Origin of the sequence: Bosea sp. (in: a-proteobacteria), from assembly GCA_023910605.1 — a bacterium.
Classification (GTDB): Bacteria; Pseudomonadota; Alphaproteobacteria; order Rhizobiales; family Beijerinckiaceae; genus Allobosea.
Window position 1 is genome coordinate 1,645,252 of the sequence record JAAVVV010000001.1, and the last position, 16,869, is coordinate 1,662,120.

Sequence of the window (16,869 nt, forward strand, 5' to 3'; positions counted from 1 at the left end):
TGCCGGGCGACGGCTGGTCCGTCGTAAACCTTACCAAGTTTTCATCCATGCCTCATCGCGGCGTAAGCTTCGGCTGGTCATTCTCTGGTCCGATCCTGGCGAATTGCCGCCAAGAATGCTGGAGATTGTCTATGACGCATGCTGTTTCCCCGTCCCCCCTGCGCCGCGCGGCTCTGCTTGCCGGAGCGGCCGCGCTGTCGGTCGGCCTCGTCGCGGGCCTGGGCGCCACGGTCAGCCCCGGCCCTGGCCCGGCTGCAGCGCAGGCCGTGCGCCAGTTCGCAGGCCCGCCCTCCTTCGCCGATGTCGTGGATCACGTGAAGGGCTCGGTCGTGTCCGTCCGCGTCAAGGCCCGTGCCGAGGCCATGTCCGGCCGCGAGGCCCTGCCCGAGGGCCTGCCGCCCGGCATGGAGCGCTTCTTCCGTGACTTCGAGGGGGGCGCTCGCAATCGCGGCGGCGCCCAGCCCGGCCGCCCCGTGCAAATGTCGCAAGGCTCGGGTTTCTTCATCTCCGCCGATGGCTTCGTCGTGACCAATCATCATGTCGTCGCCAACGCTGTCGAGGTCCAGCTCGTGCTGGATGACGGACGCACGGTCGAGGCCCGTGTGGTGGGCACTGATCCGCGCACTGATCTTGCGCTGCTGAAGGTGAGCGAGGGCGGATCCTTCCCCTTCGTTCGCCTCGCCTCGGCTCAGCCGCGCATCGGTGACTGGGTGATCGCCGTGGGCAATCCCTTCGGCCTTGGCGGAACGGTCACGGCCGGCATCCTGTCGGCCCGCAACCGCGATCTCGGCGCAGGCCCTTATGATGACTATCTCCAGATCGACGCTGCCGTGAATCGGGGCAATTCGGGCGGGCCCACCTTCAACGCCGCCGGCGAGGTGATCGGCGTCAACACAGCCATCGTGTCGCCCTCGGGCGGCAATGTCGGCATCGCCTTCGCCGTGCCCGCCAGCACTGTGGAGAAGGTCATCAGTGACCTGCGCGAGAAGGGCAGCGTCTCCCGCGGCTTCATCGGCGTGCAGATCCAGCCCGTCACCGCCGAGATCGCCGATGCGATCGGTCTGCGGCAGGCATCGGGCGCGCTCGTGGCGGACGCGACCGGGGATGGTCCGGCCTCGCGCGCCGGCATTCGCCGGGGCGACACCATCACCGCCATCGACGGCAGGCCGGTGAAGGATGCGCGCGACCTCACCCGCCGCATCGCGGAGGTGAAGCCGGGCGACAGCGTCAAGGTCACGATCTGGCGCGAGGGCCGGGAGCGTTCGATCTCCCTGCAGGTGGGGCGCCAGCCAGCGGCCTGATGCACCGGCCGCCCTGGCCCTGTCGGTCTTCTTCCCCGGCGGCCGGGTGCGCACACCCGGCCGCGATTATGGTAGTGAAGCCCCATGCGTCTGCTGATTGTCGAAGACGATTCGGACTCCGCCGCCTATCTCGTGAAGGCCTTTCGCGAGGAGGGGCATGTCGCCGACCACGCCGCCGACGGCCTGACCGGCTACGCCATGGCGGAAGGCGGGGGCTATGACGTGCTGGTGGTCGACCGGATGCTGCCGCGCATGGATGGGCTTTCTCTGATCCGGGCCCTGCGCGAGCAGAAGGACGCGACGCCCGTGCTGATCCTGTCCGCGCTCGGCCAGGTCGATGACCGGGTGAAGGGTCTGCGGGCCGGAGGCGATGACTATCTCCCCAAACCCTATGCCTTCTCGGAGCTGCTGGCTCGCGTCGAGGTGCTGTCGCGCCGCCGTGCCGCCTCCGCCTCCGCCGAGCCCACTGTCTACCGCGTCGCCGATCTCGAGATGGACCGGCTCACCCGCCGCGTCGTTCGCGCCGGCGAGGAGATAGCGCTTCAGCCGCGCGAGTTCCGCCTGCTGGAATATCTCATGCGAAACGCGGGCCAGGTCGTGACGCGGACCATGCTGCTGGAGAATGTCTGGGATTATCATTTCGATCCGCAGACCAATGTCATCGATGTGCATGTCTCACGCCTTCGCGCCAAGATCGACAAGGGCCGCAGCGCGGCCGGTCCCTTGCTGCACACCGTCCGCGGCGCCGGTTACTGCCTGCGCGCGGAGGCGAGGTGAGCGCCCCTGAGGCGGCCTCGCCGGCGTCGGATGCCGCGCCAGGCCGGCCGGGCCTCGCCCGCTCCCGCCTGTTCCGCTCGACGGCCTTCCGCCTGACGCTGCTCTACATGGGCGTCTTCGCCATCTTCGCCGCTGCCGCGCTGGGCTATGTGGCGTGGAATGCCCGCCGCCTCATCGAGGACCAGATCCGGCAGACCATCGATGCGGAGATCACGGGCCTCTCGGAGCAGTTCCGTCAGGGCGGCGTGCGCCGGCTCATCATGGTCATCGAACAGCGAGCCCGCGGCCCCGGCGCCTCGCTCTATCTCGTGACGACGCCCTTCGGCGAAAGGCTGGCCGGCAATGTCGAGCAGGTGCCCAAGGGCCTGCTGGACCGGCCCGGCGAAAGCGAGATCCCGTTCTCGCGCTCGGGCGACGAGGCAGGCGGGATGCGGCCCACCTTCGCCATCGTCAGGGTCTATGTGCTGCCGGGCGGCTTCAGGGTCCTGGTGGGGCGCGATGCGAGCGAACGCGACCGGCTGCGCGCGGTGGTGCGCCGCGCCGGTGGGTGGGCTCTCGCTGTCGTGCTCGTGCTCGGCCTGGTGGGCGGCTTCGTCATCGCCCGGCGCATCCTCAAGCGCGTGGACGGGATGAGCGAGATGACGGCCTCGATCATGAGCAATGACCTGAAGGATCGCCTGCCCGTGCGCGGCAATGGCGACGAGCTGGATCGGCTCGCCATCAACCTCAACGCCATGCTGGACCGGATCACCGTGCTGATGGGCGGCCTGCGGCAGGTCTCCGACAATATCGCCCATGACCTCAAGACCCCGCTGACCCGCCTGCGCAACCGCGCCGATGGGGCCCTGCGCGCCAACGCCTCGCCCGAGGACATGCGCCGCGCGCTGGAGGGCGTGACGGAGGATGCCGACAACCTGATCCGCGTCTTCAACGCGCTGCTGATGATCGCCCGCCTTGAGGCCGGCCAGGCGCGCGAAAGCATGGCGCCTTTCGATGCCAGCGCCGCCGCATCAGGTGTGACTGAGCTTTACGATGCGTTGGCCGAGGAGGCGGGGGCGGTGCTGGTCAGCGATGTCGAGGCCGGCGCCAGCGCCTTCGGCAGCCGCGAACTTGTGGGGCAGGCCCTGTCGAACATGCTCGACAATGCGCTGAAATACGGGCAGCCGGCTGATGGCTCGCCGGCCGATGTGCGCCTTTCTGTGCGCAGGGAAGGGACAAACGTCGTCTTTTCCGTTTCGGACAGGGGGCCGGGCATCGCGCCGGAGGACAGGGCGCGCGCTCTGGAACGCTTCGGCCGGCTTGACGCCAGCCGGTCGCACCCCGGATTCGGACTTGGCCTGAGCCTTGTCAAGGCGGTCGCCAACATTCATGACGGCACGCTGGAGCTGGGCGACAACGCGCCCGGATTGCTGGTGCGGCTCACTATCCCCGCCGCGAAACAGGCCTCGGCACATGGTTGATCGTCCCGCGCAGAACAAAGCCCTCAAGCACCGGATCGTAACCGCTCCGCTGCTCATGCCGCGCCACACGCCGCAGGCCGCGCTTCAGCGGCACGTGCTGGAGCGGCTCGATGCCGAGGAGCGCGCCGCGCTGGATGCGGCGCTGGCAGGGGAGGCTGCGGCCGGGCTGGTTGCGGGCGTTGCAGCGCACTCACCCTTCCTTGCTCAGATCATGCGCCGCAATCCGCTCTGGCTTGCACAGGCGCTGGAGGCCGAGCCAGAGACGCTTCACGAAACCTGGCTGGATGAAGCCATCCGCGCCTGCCGCGCGGCGCAAGCGGCCGACGAGGTCATGTCGGCCTTGCGTGCGCTCAAGGCGCGGGCCGCGCTGCTGATCGCGCTCGCCGATTGCGGCGGCGTCTGGGGCGTCGAGGAGGCCATCGCGGCGCTCTCGTGCACCGCTGATGTCGCGGTCCAGGCCACGGTCGATTTCATCCTGCGCAAGGCTGCGGAGCGCGGCGCTTATCAGCCGACCGATCCGGACGCGCCGGGCGAGGGCTCCGGTCTCATCGTGCTTGCGCTCGGCAAGCACGGCGCGGGCGAACTCAACTACTCGTCCGACATCGACATCGTGCTGTTCTACGATGCCGAGCTCGCAGAGGCGGCAGGCATCGCGGAACCCGCCAGCTTCTTCGTGCGTCTTGCGCGTGACCTCTCGCGCATCCTTCAGGAGCGGACGGCCGAGGGCTATGTCTTCCGCGTCGATCTGCGGCTCAGGCCCGACCCCGCCTCGACCCAGGCGGCCGTCTCCACCAATGCCGCCTATGCCTATTACGAAAGCGTGGGCCAGAACTGGGAGCGGGCGGCCATGATCAAGGCCCGCCCGATCGCCGGCGACATCGCGCGCGGCTTGAGCTTCCTGGGCGAGCTCAGGCCTTTCATCTGGCGCAAGTATTTCGATTTCGCCGCCATCGCCGACATTCACGCCATGAAGCGTCAGATCCAGGCGGTGAAGGGTCATGAGGCCATCGCCGTGGCCGGCCATGACGTGAAGCTTGGCCGCGGCGGCATCCGCGAGATCGAGTTCTTCGTGCAGACCCAGCAGCTCGTCTTCGGCGGGCGGCGCCCGGTGTTGCGCGGCAGCCGCACGCTGGACATGCTGGGCGCGCTCACCGACGAGGGCTGGATCACCGCCGCGGCGCGCGATGAGCTTGGTGAATCCTACCGCTTCCTGCGCGGCATCGAGCATCGACTGCAGATGCGCCATGACGAGCAGACCCAGCGCCTGCCCATTGACGCCGATGATCTGGCGGCTTTCTCTCGTTTTGCGGGCTATTCCGGCACCGCCAGTTTCACCGCTGCCTTCACTCGCCATGCCCGGCGCGTGGAGGCCCATTATGCCCTGCTGTTTGAGGAAGGCCCTTCGCTGGCGGCGGAGGCGGGCACGCTCAGTTTCACCGGCGCGGAGGCTGACCCGGCCACCCTGGAGACGCTGGGCCGTCTTGGCTTCCGTGATCCCGCGCAGGCGGCAGAGATCGTTCGCGGCTGGCATTTCGGCCGGCGCAGCGCGGTCACCAGCGCCCGCGCAAGGGAAGCGCTGACCGAGCTCACGCCCGCCCTCCTTGTCGCTTTCGGGCGCTCGGGCGATCCGGACGCCGCGCTCAACGCACTGGACAATGCCTTCGGGCGCCTGCCGGCGGCGGTGGAGCTGCTGTCGATCCTGCTCAGCCACGAGGCGCTGCTGGCGCTCTTCGCGACCATCCTGGGCAGCGCGCCCCGCCTGGCGCGCATCGTGGCCACCAACCCCCATGTGCTCGATGGCGTGATCGACCCCGCCTTCACCCATGCCGACATCGATCGGCAGGTCATACGCGAGCGGATCCGTGCGGTGGTGGGGCCCGAGCCCAGCCTTGAGGAGGCGCTGGACAGGCTGCGCGACGCAGGCCGGCAGGAGACATTCCTCGTTGGCGCGCGGCTGCTCTCCCATGTCTATTCGCCCGAGCGCGCCGGCCTCGCCTATGCCAAGGTGGCCGACGGCGTCATCGGCGTGGCCATGGAGGAAGCGCGGCGTGATCTGGCAGCCGCTCATGGCGACATTCCCGAGCTTGCTGTCGCGGTGCTGGGGCTGGGCCGGCTCGGCGCGCGCGACCTGACCGCCTCATCCGATCTTGATCTGGTGATCGTGTATGACGCGCCGGATTTCGAGGCGCGAAGCGATGGCCGTCGCCCGCTCGATGCGGTGACCTGGGCGCAACGCCTTGCCCAGCGCCTCGTCACGGCCCTGACGGTTCCGACCCGCAGAGGCAGCCTTTACGAGGTTGATCTCAGGCTTCGTCCTTCCGGCGGCAAGGGCCCTCTGGCCGTGCGCCTGTCGAGCTTCCTCGCTTACCAGACAGAGGAAGCGGAACTGTGGGAGCACATGGCCCTCACCAAGGCCCGCTTCGTGGCTGGCGACGAGGCACTGGGCGCGCGGGCCATGGAGATCGTGCGCGCTGTGCTGACGCGGCGTCGCGACCCTGCGCAGGTGCGCCGCGACGTGAAGGCCATGCGCAAGCTGATCGCGGCTTCCAAAGGCGACGCCCAGCCCTGGGATCTGAAGCTCGCGGCCGGCGGGCTGACCGATATCGATTTCGCGGCCGAGGCGCTCGTGCTGGCCCATGCTGCGGACCATCCCGACCTTGCGACGCTGGGCATGGCCGGGCTCTTCGCCGAAGCGGCGCGGAGAAACCTGCTGCCGCTTGCCGATGCAGACAGCTTCGCCGCCGGCCACAGGCTGATGAACGATGTCATCCACTGGCAGCGGCTGACGATTGACGGCGCCTTCGACCCGGCCGCCGTGCCCTGTCCCGTGATGCGCCTCATCGCGCGCGCCGCCAACGCTCCCGATGCGAAGGTGCTGGAATCGATGCTGCGCGATAGTCGTGCAGCCATCCGCGCCGCCTTCGAGCGGCTTCTCGGCTGATCCCGCAGGGGCTCAGTGCATCAGCGCCGGTTCGTCCTTCGCCACCGGCACGCTCACCATCACCACCGTCCCGACGCCAACCTGCGAACGGATCCTGAGCGCCCCGCCATGCAGTTCGCACAGCGAGCGCGCGATGGCGAGGCCCAGGCCCGAACCCTTGTGCGAGCGGGCCGTCTCGCCGCCCTCGACCTGCTCGAACGGCCTGCCGATGCGGCTGAGCCGCTCCGCCGGGATGCCGATGCCGTTGTCGGCGACGAAAATGTGCAGCCTGTCGCCGGCGGCGCGCGCCTTCAGCGAGACCGAGCCTCCCTCGGGCGTGAACTTCGCGGCGTTCTGCAGCAGGTTGCCGATCACCTGCTTGATGGCGGAGGCGTCCGCCATGGCCGACAGCTCATCGGCGATGTCATAGATCAGCTCGATGTCCTTGCTCTCGAAGCTCGGGCGCGTGCTGGCGACAGCCGCGCTGATGAGCGGCAGGACCGAAAGCCTCTGCGGCGCGATCTGCACCTTGCCCGTCTCGATGCGGGACATTTCGAGGATGTCGTCGACGATCGAGAGCAGGTGCTCGCCGCTCGTCTTGATGTCACGGCAGTAGGTCATGTGCCGCTCGCAGCCGAGCGAGCCGAACATGCCGCTCTGCATCACTTCGGAAAAGCCGATTATGGCGTTGAGCGGGGTGCGCAGATCATGGCTCATGTTGGCGAGGAACTCGGTCTTGACGCGGCTGGCGATTTCCGCCTCGGCCTTCTGGTCATAGTAGCGCTCGGCGAGGTCGGTGAGCTGCTGCGCCTGCGCTTCGAGCTGGCGACGCGAGGACTTGAGGTCGGTGATGGTGGCGAGCAGCCGGCGCTCGCTGTCCATCAGCTTGTGCTCATGTTCCTTGATGATGGTGATGTCCGTGCCGACGGACACCGAACCGCCATCCTTGGTGCGGCGCTCGCTGATTTGCAGCCAACGCCCATCCGCCAGCTTCACCTCGCTCAGGCGCGATCGGTTTTCGAGATTGTTCTGGCGCAGGATGTCCTCTGCGATCACCGGCGGCGTCGCATGGGCCATCACCTCGTCATAGGACAGGCCGCGCCGGATGGCGTGGTCGGGCAGTTGGTGCAGCTTCTGGAAGCGCGAATTGCAGGTCACCAGCCGCTGCTCTGCATCCCACAGCACGAAGGCTTCCGGCAGGGTCTCGATCGCATCCCACAGGCGCATGTCGGCGGTGGCCGATTGCTCCGCGATGCGCCGTTCCTCGGTTATGTCGACGGCGATGCCGACGAGGTGTTTGCCGGCACTCGCCGTGTCCAGAACCATCTCGGCGCGCGCCCGCATCCAGATCCAGTCGCCGGAGGACGACCGCAGGCGGAAATCATGGGCGATCTCGTTCTCGCGGCCTTCGGAGAGCAGGTTGGCGATTTCGTAGAAATCGGCGTCCTCGGGATGGACCAGCGTATTGACCTCTCCAAAGGAGAGAAATTCGCCGGTGCGCTCGTAGCCGAGCAGGGCATACATGGAATTTGACCAGTAGATCGTGCCCCGGCCGAGATCCCAGTCCCAGAGCCCGCAGCGACCGCTGTTCAGCGCAGCGTCGATGCGCTGGCGCACGCGGTCACAGTCGCGGTCGGCGGCGCGGGCCCGCCCGGTCTGCATCAGGAAGGCCACCGTGAGCGCCCCGAGCACCAGCACAGAGGCGCCCAGCAGCAGCAGCACGAGATGGCTGCGCCGCTGCGCGGTCTGCATCGCTGCGCCGACGGGCTGGATCATGGCCATCTGGCCGAGCGGAGCCGACAGGTTGCGCACCGTGGCGAGCACCGGCCCGGCCGGCGTCGTCAGCGCGATCACGCCGGCCTTGTCGGCGAAGGTGGTGAGCGGCTGGCTGATGCCCAGCACATCGAGCAGGCTGGTCTGGCCCGGCAGCACGCGCGGCTCGCTCGCGGCGATCGCGCCGTCGGCGTTGGTGACGATGAGCTGGCGGCCCATGGCGAAGGTGACGGCGTGAAGCCCGCCGATCTGAAGGCTGGACCCTGAGATCCGGCTCTGGAGGGCAGGCGAGGCGCCGATCTCGCGCGCTACGAGCGTAGCGATCACGTCGAGATCATTGGCGGAGTCCTCAAGCGTGTCGCGCTGGCTGGCCGCGACGAAGAGCGCGCCGGCAAGGCCGAGCATTGCGGCAAAGACGCCGACAAGAACAGGTATCGCGAGCTTGAGCCATGGCTCCGAGCGGTGCAGCGCAATCTGGAGCGGATGCGACACGGACCGGGCGACGCCCATGATCGTGTCCACGCGCGCAGAATCACTGGCTGCGTTTGCACGCGCCATGGATGGCTCCTCCCGGTTTCATTTGACGCGACTTGCGGGAGAACGCTCTGCCCCTCCCGAATCGACTTCACTATGAATCCGAGGGAATCCCGCTGTCTAGACCTTAAGTGAGTCTGCATGGATTTTTACAACCTTTACGCGCATGGCCAAAAGCCGCGAATCCTATGCGCGCAATGTTCTGTTAACCTTCTCCGGAACGCCGCAGGCCTGCCGTTCTGAAAGGCAACCGAAAGCTCTCTTCAAGCCTTCTCAGCCGAGCGCGCGCTCGGCTATGTCGGCTATGTCGCGCGACAGGCCGGGCATGTCGGCGACCCGCCTGATCGCGGCCAGCGCCAGCGCCTGGCGGCCCGGCTCAAGCGTTTTCCAGGTGCGGAACGAGGACATAAGGCGCGAAGCGACCTGCGGGTTGATGCGGTCCACGGCCACCACGATGTCGCTCACGAAGTCATATCCGGCCCCATCCGGGCGGTGGAATTCGCTCGGATTGGCATGGGCAAACGAGGACAACAGCGCATAGACCCGGTTGGGCGTGCGCAGCGAGAACCTGGGGTGATCGAGCAGCGACTTGACGCGCCCCAGCGTCTCCCGCCCGGGCATGGTCGCCTGCAGCGCGAACCATTTGTCGAGCACCAGCGGATCATCCCTGTGCCGCTCCTCGAAGGCGGCGAGCGCCTGGGTCAGTTCCACGCCAGGCGCATGGGTGAGCGCGCTCAGCGCCGCCAGCCGATCGGTCATGTTGCCGGCGCTTTCGAACTGGGTCAGCGCGAGCCTGGCCCCTTCGCCGCCGAGCCCATGGCACAGATAGCTCAGCGCCGTGTTCCGCAGCGCGCGCGCGCCCGCGCTGGCGGCATCGGGGCTGTAGGGCGCTTCTGTCGCCAGACGCTCGCGGACCGCCGCCAGAGCCTGGGACAACGCGGCGCCGTTCATGCGCGCCAGCATGGCCAGAGCCTGCTGGATGGCGTCGGGATCGACATCGGTGGCGATCTCGCGGGCGATATCGCCTGCCGTGGGCAGGCTGATGAGCTGGGCGATGTAGGCCGGCTCCTGGGCTCCTTCGAGCGCGACGCCGATCGCTTCGATGAGCGCCGGATCGAAACTGGCGGCGCGGCCCTTGCGCAGCGCGCCCGCCGCTGCGCAAAGCTCGTTCGTCATGACGCTGCGCAGCGACTGCCAGCGATTGAACGGATCGCTGTCGACGCGCGCAAGGCGCAGCAACTCGGCGGTGCCCAGCTGCGTCTCGAGGCGCACCGGCGCGGAGAAGCCGCGCAGCAGCGAAAGAGCCGGCGCTTCGGGGACATCCTCGAAGGTGACGCTTGCTGCGGTCCGTTCCAGGATCAGCACGTCGCCGTCGAGCCTGATCTCGCCGCTGGCCCTGAGCGGCAGGTCGCCAGCCTGCCCCACCAGCCCCAGCCGGATCGGGATCACCAGTGGATGCTTCTCGTCCTGCCCCGGCGTCGGCGCAGTTTTCTGCGCCAGATCGAGCGTGTAGCGGCGGGCCGCGGCGTCATAGCGGCCCGATGCCACAAGTTGCGGCGTGCCGGCCTGGTCATACCATTTCGCGAAATGGGCAAGATCCTGCCCCGACACGTCCGCGAAGCAGGCGATGAACTCCTCGATCGTCGCTGCGGTGCCGTCATGCCGGTCGAAGAACAGGGTCATGCCCGAGCGGAACGCCCCATCGCCGATCAGGACCTTCAGCATGCGGATGAGCTCGGCGCCCTTTTCATAGACCGTCGCCGTATAGAAGTTGTTGATCTCCTTGTAGGCGCGCGGCCTGACATTGTGCGCCAGCGGCCCTGAATCCTCGACGAACTGGGTCAGCCTCAGCCGCACCACATCGGCGATGCGCTTGACGGGGCGCGAGCGCTCATCGGCGGTGAACTCCTGATCGCGATAGACCGTCAGCCCTTCCTTCAGGCAAAGCTGGAACCAGTCGCGGCAGGTGATGCGGTTGCCCGTCCAGTTGTGGAAATACTCGTGGGCTATGATGCCCTCGATGTTGGCGTAGTCGCCATCGGTCGCGGCGTCCGGGCTGGCCAGGACATACTTGTCGTTGAAGATGTTGAGGCCCTTGTTCTCCATCGCGCCCATGTTGAAGTCCGACACGGCGACGACGTTGAACACGTCGAGATCATATTCGCGCCCGAACACGCTCTCATCCCACGCCATTGAGCGCTTGATCGCGTCCATCGCATAGCCCGCACGGCCTTCCTTGCCCTTCTCGACATAGACGCCGAGCGCCACCTTGCGGCCGCTGGCGGTGACGAAGCTGTCATGCACCGCGCCGAGATCCCCGCCGACGAGCGCGAACAGATAGGCAGGCTTCGGCCAGGGGTCCTGCCACAGCGCGAAATGCCGGTCCGTGCCCGGAACGTCGCCTGTGGCGATGGGGTTGCCGTTGGCGAGCAGGATCGGCGCCTCGGTCTTCGGGGCCTCTAGCCGCACCGTGTAGACCGACAGGACATCGGGCCGGTCGAGGAAATAGCTGATGCGGCGAAAGCCGTCGGCCTCGCACTGTGTGCAGTAGACGCCGCTGGAGCGATAAAGCCCCATCAGTTTCGTGTTCGCCGAGGGGTTGATGCGCGTCTCGATCGTCAACGTGAAGGGCCGGGATGGCGGTTGCAGCAGCGTCAGGCCGTCAGCCGCCACCACGAACGCGCCCGCATCAGGCTCGGCCCCGTCCAGCAGCAGCTTGCCGAGCCGGAGCTCGTCGCCATCGAGCCGCAGCGGCGCGCCAGGCTGGCCGGCCGGATTGGGCCGGATGCTGAGCAGCGAGCGCACCAGCGTGTCGGTGGAGTCCAGCCGGATGTCGAGGTTCACCGTGTCGATCAGATAATCGGACGGGCGGTAGTCCTCGAGGCGGATCGTCTGGGAATCGCGGGTCATGTGTGAATCGTCCGTGCGCATGGCCCGAAGCAAAGTCATGGCTTTGCGGCCTCTGGCAAGCGTGCCGCTCACGCTCGCGCGAATTTGTCCCCTCCGCCGCCTCCGCCGCCCCAGCCGCCTCTGGCGCCGCTCAGGCGGGAGCGGCCCCGGCCGCCGTGGCGCCGCCGGGCTGCAGCGGCTCGGCATGGCCAACGACGCGCGCGATGTCGCTGCGGCTCTGGCGCAGTGCGCGCTCGATCTCGTCCACAGCCACATGCACGGCCGCGACGTCCATCGCGCCATCGGCGCGGCAATGGAAATTGACGATCAGCCCGGCTTCGGTGGTGCGCACCCGCACATTGTGAATGTCGCGCACCGCCCCGTCGCCGCAGGCGCCGGCGAGCATGGCCGCGACTTCCGCCACGATGGCAGGCGCTGCATCCTCGCCATCACCAGCTGTCATGGCCAGGGGCTCGACATGGGTCTCGACCTCGGTCAGGGGGCCGAAATCTGCCCGTATGGCTGCCTCGAGATGCGTCGCGAGCTGATGTGCGGCGGCGAGCGGCATGCGCGCATCCACCTCCATGTCGAGGCTGATGCAATTGCGCTCGCCCACCTTCTGCAAGGTGAAGTGGTGGACCGGAACCCTGAGGCGGGCGGCGATCATCATCACCCGCTCAAGCGCGTTCTCATCCTCTGTCTGCATCGGGTTGGCGGTGATGGTGATGTCGGCGTTGGGCGCGGCCACGGCGAGCGCGCCGGCCAGATCCTGCTTGATCGCCGAAACCTGCTCCAGGCCCAGCGTGCGCGAGACTTTCACCCCCAGCTCGCCCTGCATGCGTCCCCCGCCGGGCCTGAGCCTCAGCCACTCCACCTCCGCCACGCCCGGCACGGCCAGCGCCGTTTCCTCCAGCCGTTCGCGCATGCCCTTTGGCGCGGTGTCGACCAGCGTGCCGATGGTGCGCAGGGCGAGCTTGATCGCCGCGCTGAAGATGAAGAGCGAAACGCCCAGCGCCGCCGCTGTGTCGCCATGCGCATAGCCTGCAAGCACCATCAGCAGGCCGATGAGCGTAAGGGCCGAGGATACGAGGTCTGACGCGAAGTGAAGGGCATCGGCCGCGAGCGCTTCGGAATGGGTCGCCTTGGCGATGAGGTGCAGCGCCCGCCAGCGGGTGCCGTCTATGAGGATCGCCACCACGAGCACGCCAATGACGACAGGCGTGACCTCGACCGGCGGATGCACCCCCGACCAGAGCCGGCTGCCGGCCTCCCAGGCCACCGCCCCGGCCAGCGCCAGCAGCAGCGCGCATTCCGCCAGCGCGGCCAGCGACTCGATCTTGCCGTGGCCGTAATGATGCTCGTCATCGGCGGGCTTGTCGGCGGCGCGGATGGCGAACCAGGTGGTCAGCGTGGCGGCGATGTCGATGAGCCCGTGCGCGGCCTCCGAATACAGCGCCAGCGAGCCTGAAACATAGGCCGCGAAGGCCTTGCCGAGCGTCAGCACCACGCTGGCGCCCACCGAGACGATGGCCGCGCGTTCCTTCATGCGGTTGACCCGCTGGGCTGGCGTCTCGCCGGAAATCATGCCGTTCATGCATCACACGGGGTTGGGGCTGCGCAAAAGCCCGTCGCTGGCCCTTGCATTGGGGCCCTGTCTGCCCCGATCTAGGCTTGAAGATCAACCGTGCCGATCAATCAGGCGGCCAGAAGGAGCAATGACATGGAATTTCTGCACACGGTGCGTTTTAGCGGTGCATAGCGGTTAAGGGCGTGGATAACGGGCTGTTTCGGGCAGTTTTTGGCTCTAAAGTCGGGTAGCGATGCATATGATTGCGCAGCCTGCGTAGGACTTGCGTGGGACTCGAAACTTGCCAGTTTCTTGCCATAGGAGGGCAGATGCTCAAGCGGTTCAAGAGTGCTGTGAAGGCGTGGTATCGAGGCGAGTTTGTCACTTATCCAGCCTATGACGACGGCAGCATTGTCGTAATGGGTGGGCACCACAAGCGGCATTGGACGGCAAAACTTGCGCGCGCAATTATAGATTTTCTCTCAAAGGAATGGAAATGGGTTATTGGTACTATAATAGCTGTTTGCGGTTTAATTCTAGCATACTTTAAGTTAAAATAATAATCTCGCTGGCAGGGCGTTACTCCTGCTATCCCACCGCCTTAAACAAGCAGACTATAGCATAGGTGGGTCGTTTTTCAGCAACCGCGCGCTTCTACTTTCAGCGCCGCAGCGAGACTGCAAGAATAAGAATATATACCTAGATTTATGTCAAGAATTATCTGACACCGATATTTCTTTTCTACATAGGAGTTGCGTGGTACAGTATTCGCTAAGTAGTTGAAATCGCTATGAAAAAAAACAGGAGAGCGTGTTTTGGAATTTCTGCACACCATGGTGCGCGTGGGCAATCTGGAGGCCGCGCTCGATTTCTATGTGAACAAGCTCGGCCTCGTCGAGGTCCGCCGCATCGATAGGCCAGAGGGCAAGTACACGCTGGTGTTCCTCGCCGCCCCCGGCGACGCGGCCCGGGCCGCCGAAACGAAAGCGCCCCTGGTCGAACTGACCTACAACTGGGATGAGCATGACTACACCGGCGGGCGCAATTTCGGCCATCTCGCCTACCGCGTCGACGACATCTACCAGATCTGCGACCGGCTGATGAAGGCCGGCGTCACCATCAACCGCCCGCCGCGTGATGGCTACATGGCCTTCGTGCGCTCGCCCGACGGCATCTCCATCGAACTGCTGCAGAAGGGCGAGCCGCTGCAGAAGAGCGAGCCCTGGGCCTCGATGCCCAACACCGGCAGCTGGTGAGGCGCCGGGCCGGCCGGTTCAGCGCCGGGGCGGCCTGAGCATCAGGAACAGGCCAAAGGCGATTGACGCGATGACGCCGCTGGCCGACAGGGCGGCGTCGGTGCCCAGATGCGTCATGGCGAAGGCGAAGAGGAACGGGCTGGCCGCATTGGCGAGGAAGCGCAGGCCCGTGATCCGCCCCATGAGCGTGCCGTAGCCGGCCGCGCCGAAGAGCTGAAGCGGCACGGTCGCCCGCGCGATCGTCACAAGGCCCTGGGCCGCGCCGTAAAGCGCGGCGAAGGCAACCGCCGTGCCCAGAGAGGCTGGCAGGGCGAGAAGGATCGCCACCGAAGCCACGAGCGCGCCAAGCGCCACGCGCCCGGTCATCAGCGGATCGAAGCGGTGGCCGCCGAGCACCTCCACAAAGCGCGCAAGGACCTGCGCCGGCCCCATGACCATCGCGATAAGCGCCGCGGCATGCGGGCTGAATCCCTCGTTCTCGATGATCCTGAGCATGTGCACGGGAAAGGCCGAGGTGACGATGCCGGACACCACGATGGCCAGCGCGAACAGGATCAACGCCCGTCGGCGTTCGTCGCCCAGATGCATCGGCGGCTCGTTGGCCGGCGCCTCCTGCCTCGCTGCATGGCTGGCCGGCATGGCGCGGCGCAGCACCGTGAGGTGGAGCGGCGCGCACACCAGGAGATGAACGATCGCGAATGCGCCCAGCGTCCAGCGCCAGTCGAAGGCGCCAAGCATCCACTGGGTCAGCGGCCAGAAGATCGTTGAGGCGAACCCCGCCATCAGCGTGACCAGCGTGATGCCGCGCCGCGCCTCGTGGCGGTAGATCTGGGTCAGCCCGGCGAAGGCCGCCTCATAGACCACGAGGCAGGTCGCAGCCTCGGTGAGAATCACGGCGACCGAGAAGGCCCAGAAATTCGGCGCGAGCGCGCAGGCGGCGAGGCCGGCCGCTGCCATGACAGAGCCGAAGCTCATCACCTGCCGCGCGCCGCGCCGGTCGAGCTCGCGCCCGACAATCGGGGCCACCAGCCCGCCCAGCAGCAGCCCGAGCGTGAAGGCGCCGAAGAGCCAGTCGAGGCCGACCCCGAACTCGCGCGCTATGGCCGGGGCCAGCACGCCATAGGCGTAGTAGAGCGTGCCGTATCCGATCGTCTGGGTCAGGCCCATGGCGAGGATCGTGCGGTCGTTGAGGCCGCCGGCAATGGCGGACAGGGAGATGCGGGTGACTGCAGTCATGGCGTCATGCGCCGCTAGGCTAGCCGCATGATGGTTTGATGACGATCGCGAGATTGACGCGCCGGCGCGCGGCGCGGAAAGGTGCGCGAGCATGCACCTGGAATGGACCTTCCGATGACACTCACCCTTCTTGGCAAACTCGTAGACGGCCACCCAATCCGCGAGGTCACCATCCGCTCGGCGGCCGGCGCCTCCGCCACGATCATGGAGTGGGGCGCGGTGGTGCGCGACATGAGCGTGCCGGCGGATGGCAAGCCGCAGCGCGTGGTGCTGGGCTTCGAGACGCTGGATCACTACCTCAGGCATTCGCCGCATTTCGGCGCCATCGCCGGGCGCTTCGCCAACCGCATCGAGGGCGGGCGCTTCACGCTCGACGGCCAGCCGCACCAGCTCAAGCTCAATCAGGATGGGCGCCATTCTCTCCATGGCGGCGGCGATGGCTTCGGCAAGCGGCCCTGGACCATCCTGCATCATGACGCCGCCTCCGTGACGCTGGCTCTGCTCTCGCCCGATGGTGACCATGGCTATCCCGGCGCGCTGACGGTGCTGTGCCGCTACACGCTGGCGGAGCCGGCCACGCTGCGCGTCGAACTCACGGCCACCACCGACGCCCCCACGATCGTCAACCTGTGCCATCACTCCTACTTCAACCTCGACGGCTCGGCCGACATCCTCGACCACGAGCTTGAGCTGCGCGCCAACCTGATGACGCCGGTGGATGGCGACCTGATCCCCAGCGGGGAAGTCGCCTCCGTCGCCGCAACGCCCTTCGATTTCCGCAAGCCGCGCCCGGTGCGCCGCCTCAATCCGGATGGCTCGCGGCATTGGTACGACCACAACTTCATCCTGCGCCGCGACCGCCGCGAGGCCTCCAGCATGCCGGGGCTGGAAGTGGCCCATGCCGCCACGCTGCGCAGCCTGAGAAACGGGCTCGCCATGCAGGTCTGGACCACCGAGCCCGCCATCCAGCTCTATGACGGCTTCAAGATGGGCACGCCCGTGCCGGGCCTGACCGGCGCGCCCTATGGCGCCGCCGCAGGGCTGTGCCTGGAGCCGCAACACGTGCCGGACAGCCCCAACCTGCCGCATTTCCCCAGCACCGTGCTGAGGCCCGGCGAGGTCTACCGACAGGTGACGGAGTATCGGTTCGGGTGAG

At 67.1% G+C, this 16,869-nt stretch carries 10 protein-coding genes; 6 read left to right on the plus strand and 4 right to left on the minus strand.

Translation table 11 applies throughout. From position 1 onward, the window contains the following. Positions 1-131: 131 nt before the first annotated feature. The 4 genes from HEQ16_08010 (at position 132) to HEQ16_08025 (ending at position 6,479) form a co-directional block, all read left to right on the plus strand. Entirely contained in the window at positions 132-1,301 is a 1,170-nt protein-coding gene (locus HEQ16_08010) for a PDZ domain-containing protein (protein MCO4053985.1), read from the plus strand. Between the two features lie 84 nt (positions 1,302-1,385). Next, positions 1,386-2,078 carry a response regulator transcription factor gene (locus HEQ16_08015; protein MCO4053986.1) on the plus strand — a complete coding sequence of 231 codons (693 nt, stop codon included), beginning with the start codon at positions 1,386-1,388 and terminating at the stop codon, positions 2,076-2,078. 107 nt (positions 2,079-2,185) lie between these two features. Continuing rightward, positions 2,186-3,538, plus strand: coding sequence for a HAMP domain-containing protein (locus HEQ16_08020; protein ID MCO4053987.1), 1,353 nt, complete (start codon positions 2,186-2,188; stop codon positions 3,536-3,538). Continuing rightward, positions 3,531-6,479 carry a bifunctional [glutamine synthetase] adenylyltransferase/[glutamine synthetase]-adenylyl-L-tyrosine phosphorylase gene (locus tag HEQ16_08025; GenBank protein ID MCO4053988.1) on the plus strand — a complete coding sequence of 983 codons (2,949 nt, stop codon included), beginning with the start codon at positions 3,531-3,533 and terminating at the stop codon, positions 6,477-6,479. Before HEQ16_08020 ends, HEQ16_08025 begins: the two co-directional genes overlap by 8 nt. Positions 6,480-6,491: 12 nt before the next feature. Here the strand turns inward: HEQ16_08025 and HEQ16_08030 are convergent, their stop codons facing one another. From HEQ16_08030 to HEQ16_08040, 3 genes are all read right to left on the minus strand, one after another. Continuing rightward, a complete protein-coding gene (locus HEQ16_08030; protein MCO4053989.1) occupies positions 6,492-8,789 on the minus strand; it encodes a PAS domain S-box protein in 2,298 nt (765 codons plus the stop codon). A gap of 249 nt (positions 8,790-9,038) precedes the next feature. After that, positions 9,039-11,675, minus strand: coding sequence for an aminopeptidase N (gene pepN / locus HEQ16_08035; protein ID MCO4053990.1), 2,637 nt, complete (start codon positions 11,673-11,675; stop codon positions 9,039-9,041). A 130-nt stretch (positions 11,676-11,805) separates the two neighbouring features. Beyond that, the gene (locus tag HEQ16_08040; GenBank protein ID MCO4053991.1) at positions 11,806-13,248 is read right to left on the minus strand and encodes a cation-efflux pump; all 1,443 of its coding nucleotides are present in this window, start codon (positions 13,246-13,248) and stop codon (positions 11,806-11,808) included. A gap of 788 nt (positions 13,249-14,036) precedes the next feature. Here HEQ16_08040 and HEQ16_08045 point away from each other — a divergent pair. Beyond that, a complete protein-coding gene (locus HEQ16_08045) occupies positions 14,037-14,477 on the plus strand; it encodes a lactoylglutathione lyase (GenBank protein MCO4053992.1) in 441 nt (146 codons plus the stop codon). A gap of 18 nt (positions 14,478-14,495) precedes the next feature. Here HEQ16_08045 and HEQ16_08050 read toward each other — a convergent pair whose 3' ends face one another. Then, on the minus strand, positions 14,496-15,713 hold the full coding sequence (locus HEQ16_08050) for an MFS transporter (GenBank protein ID MCO4053993.1): 1,218 nt from the start codon (positions 15,711-15,713) through the stop codon (positions 14,496-14,498). 114 nt (positions 15,714-15,827) lie between these two features. On the opposite strand from HEQ16_08050, the gene HEQ16_08055 reads away from it, so the two are divergent. Beyond that, on the plus strand, positions 15,828-16,868 hold the full coding sequence (locus HEQ16_08055) for a galactose mutarotase (GenBank protein ID MCO4053994.1): 1,041 nt from the start codon (positions 15,828-15,830) through the stop codon (positions 16,866-16,868). Position 16,869 lies beyond the last annotated feature (1 nt).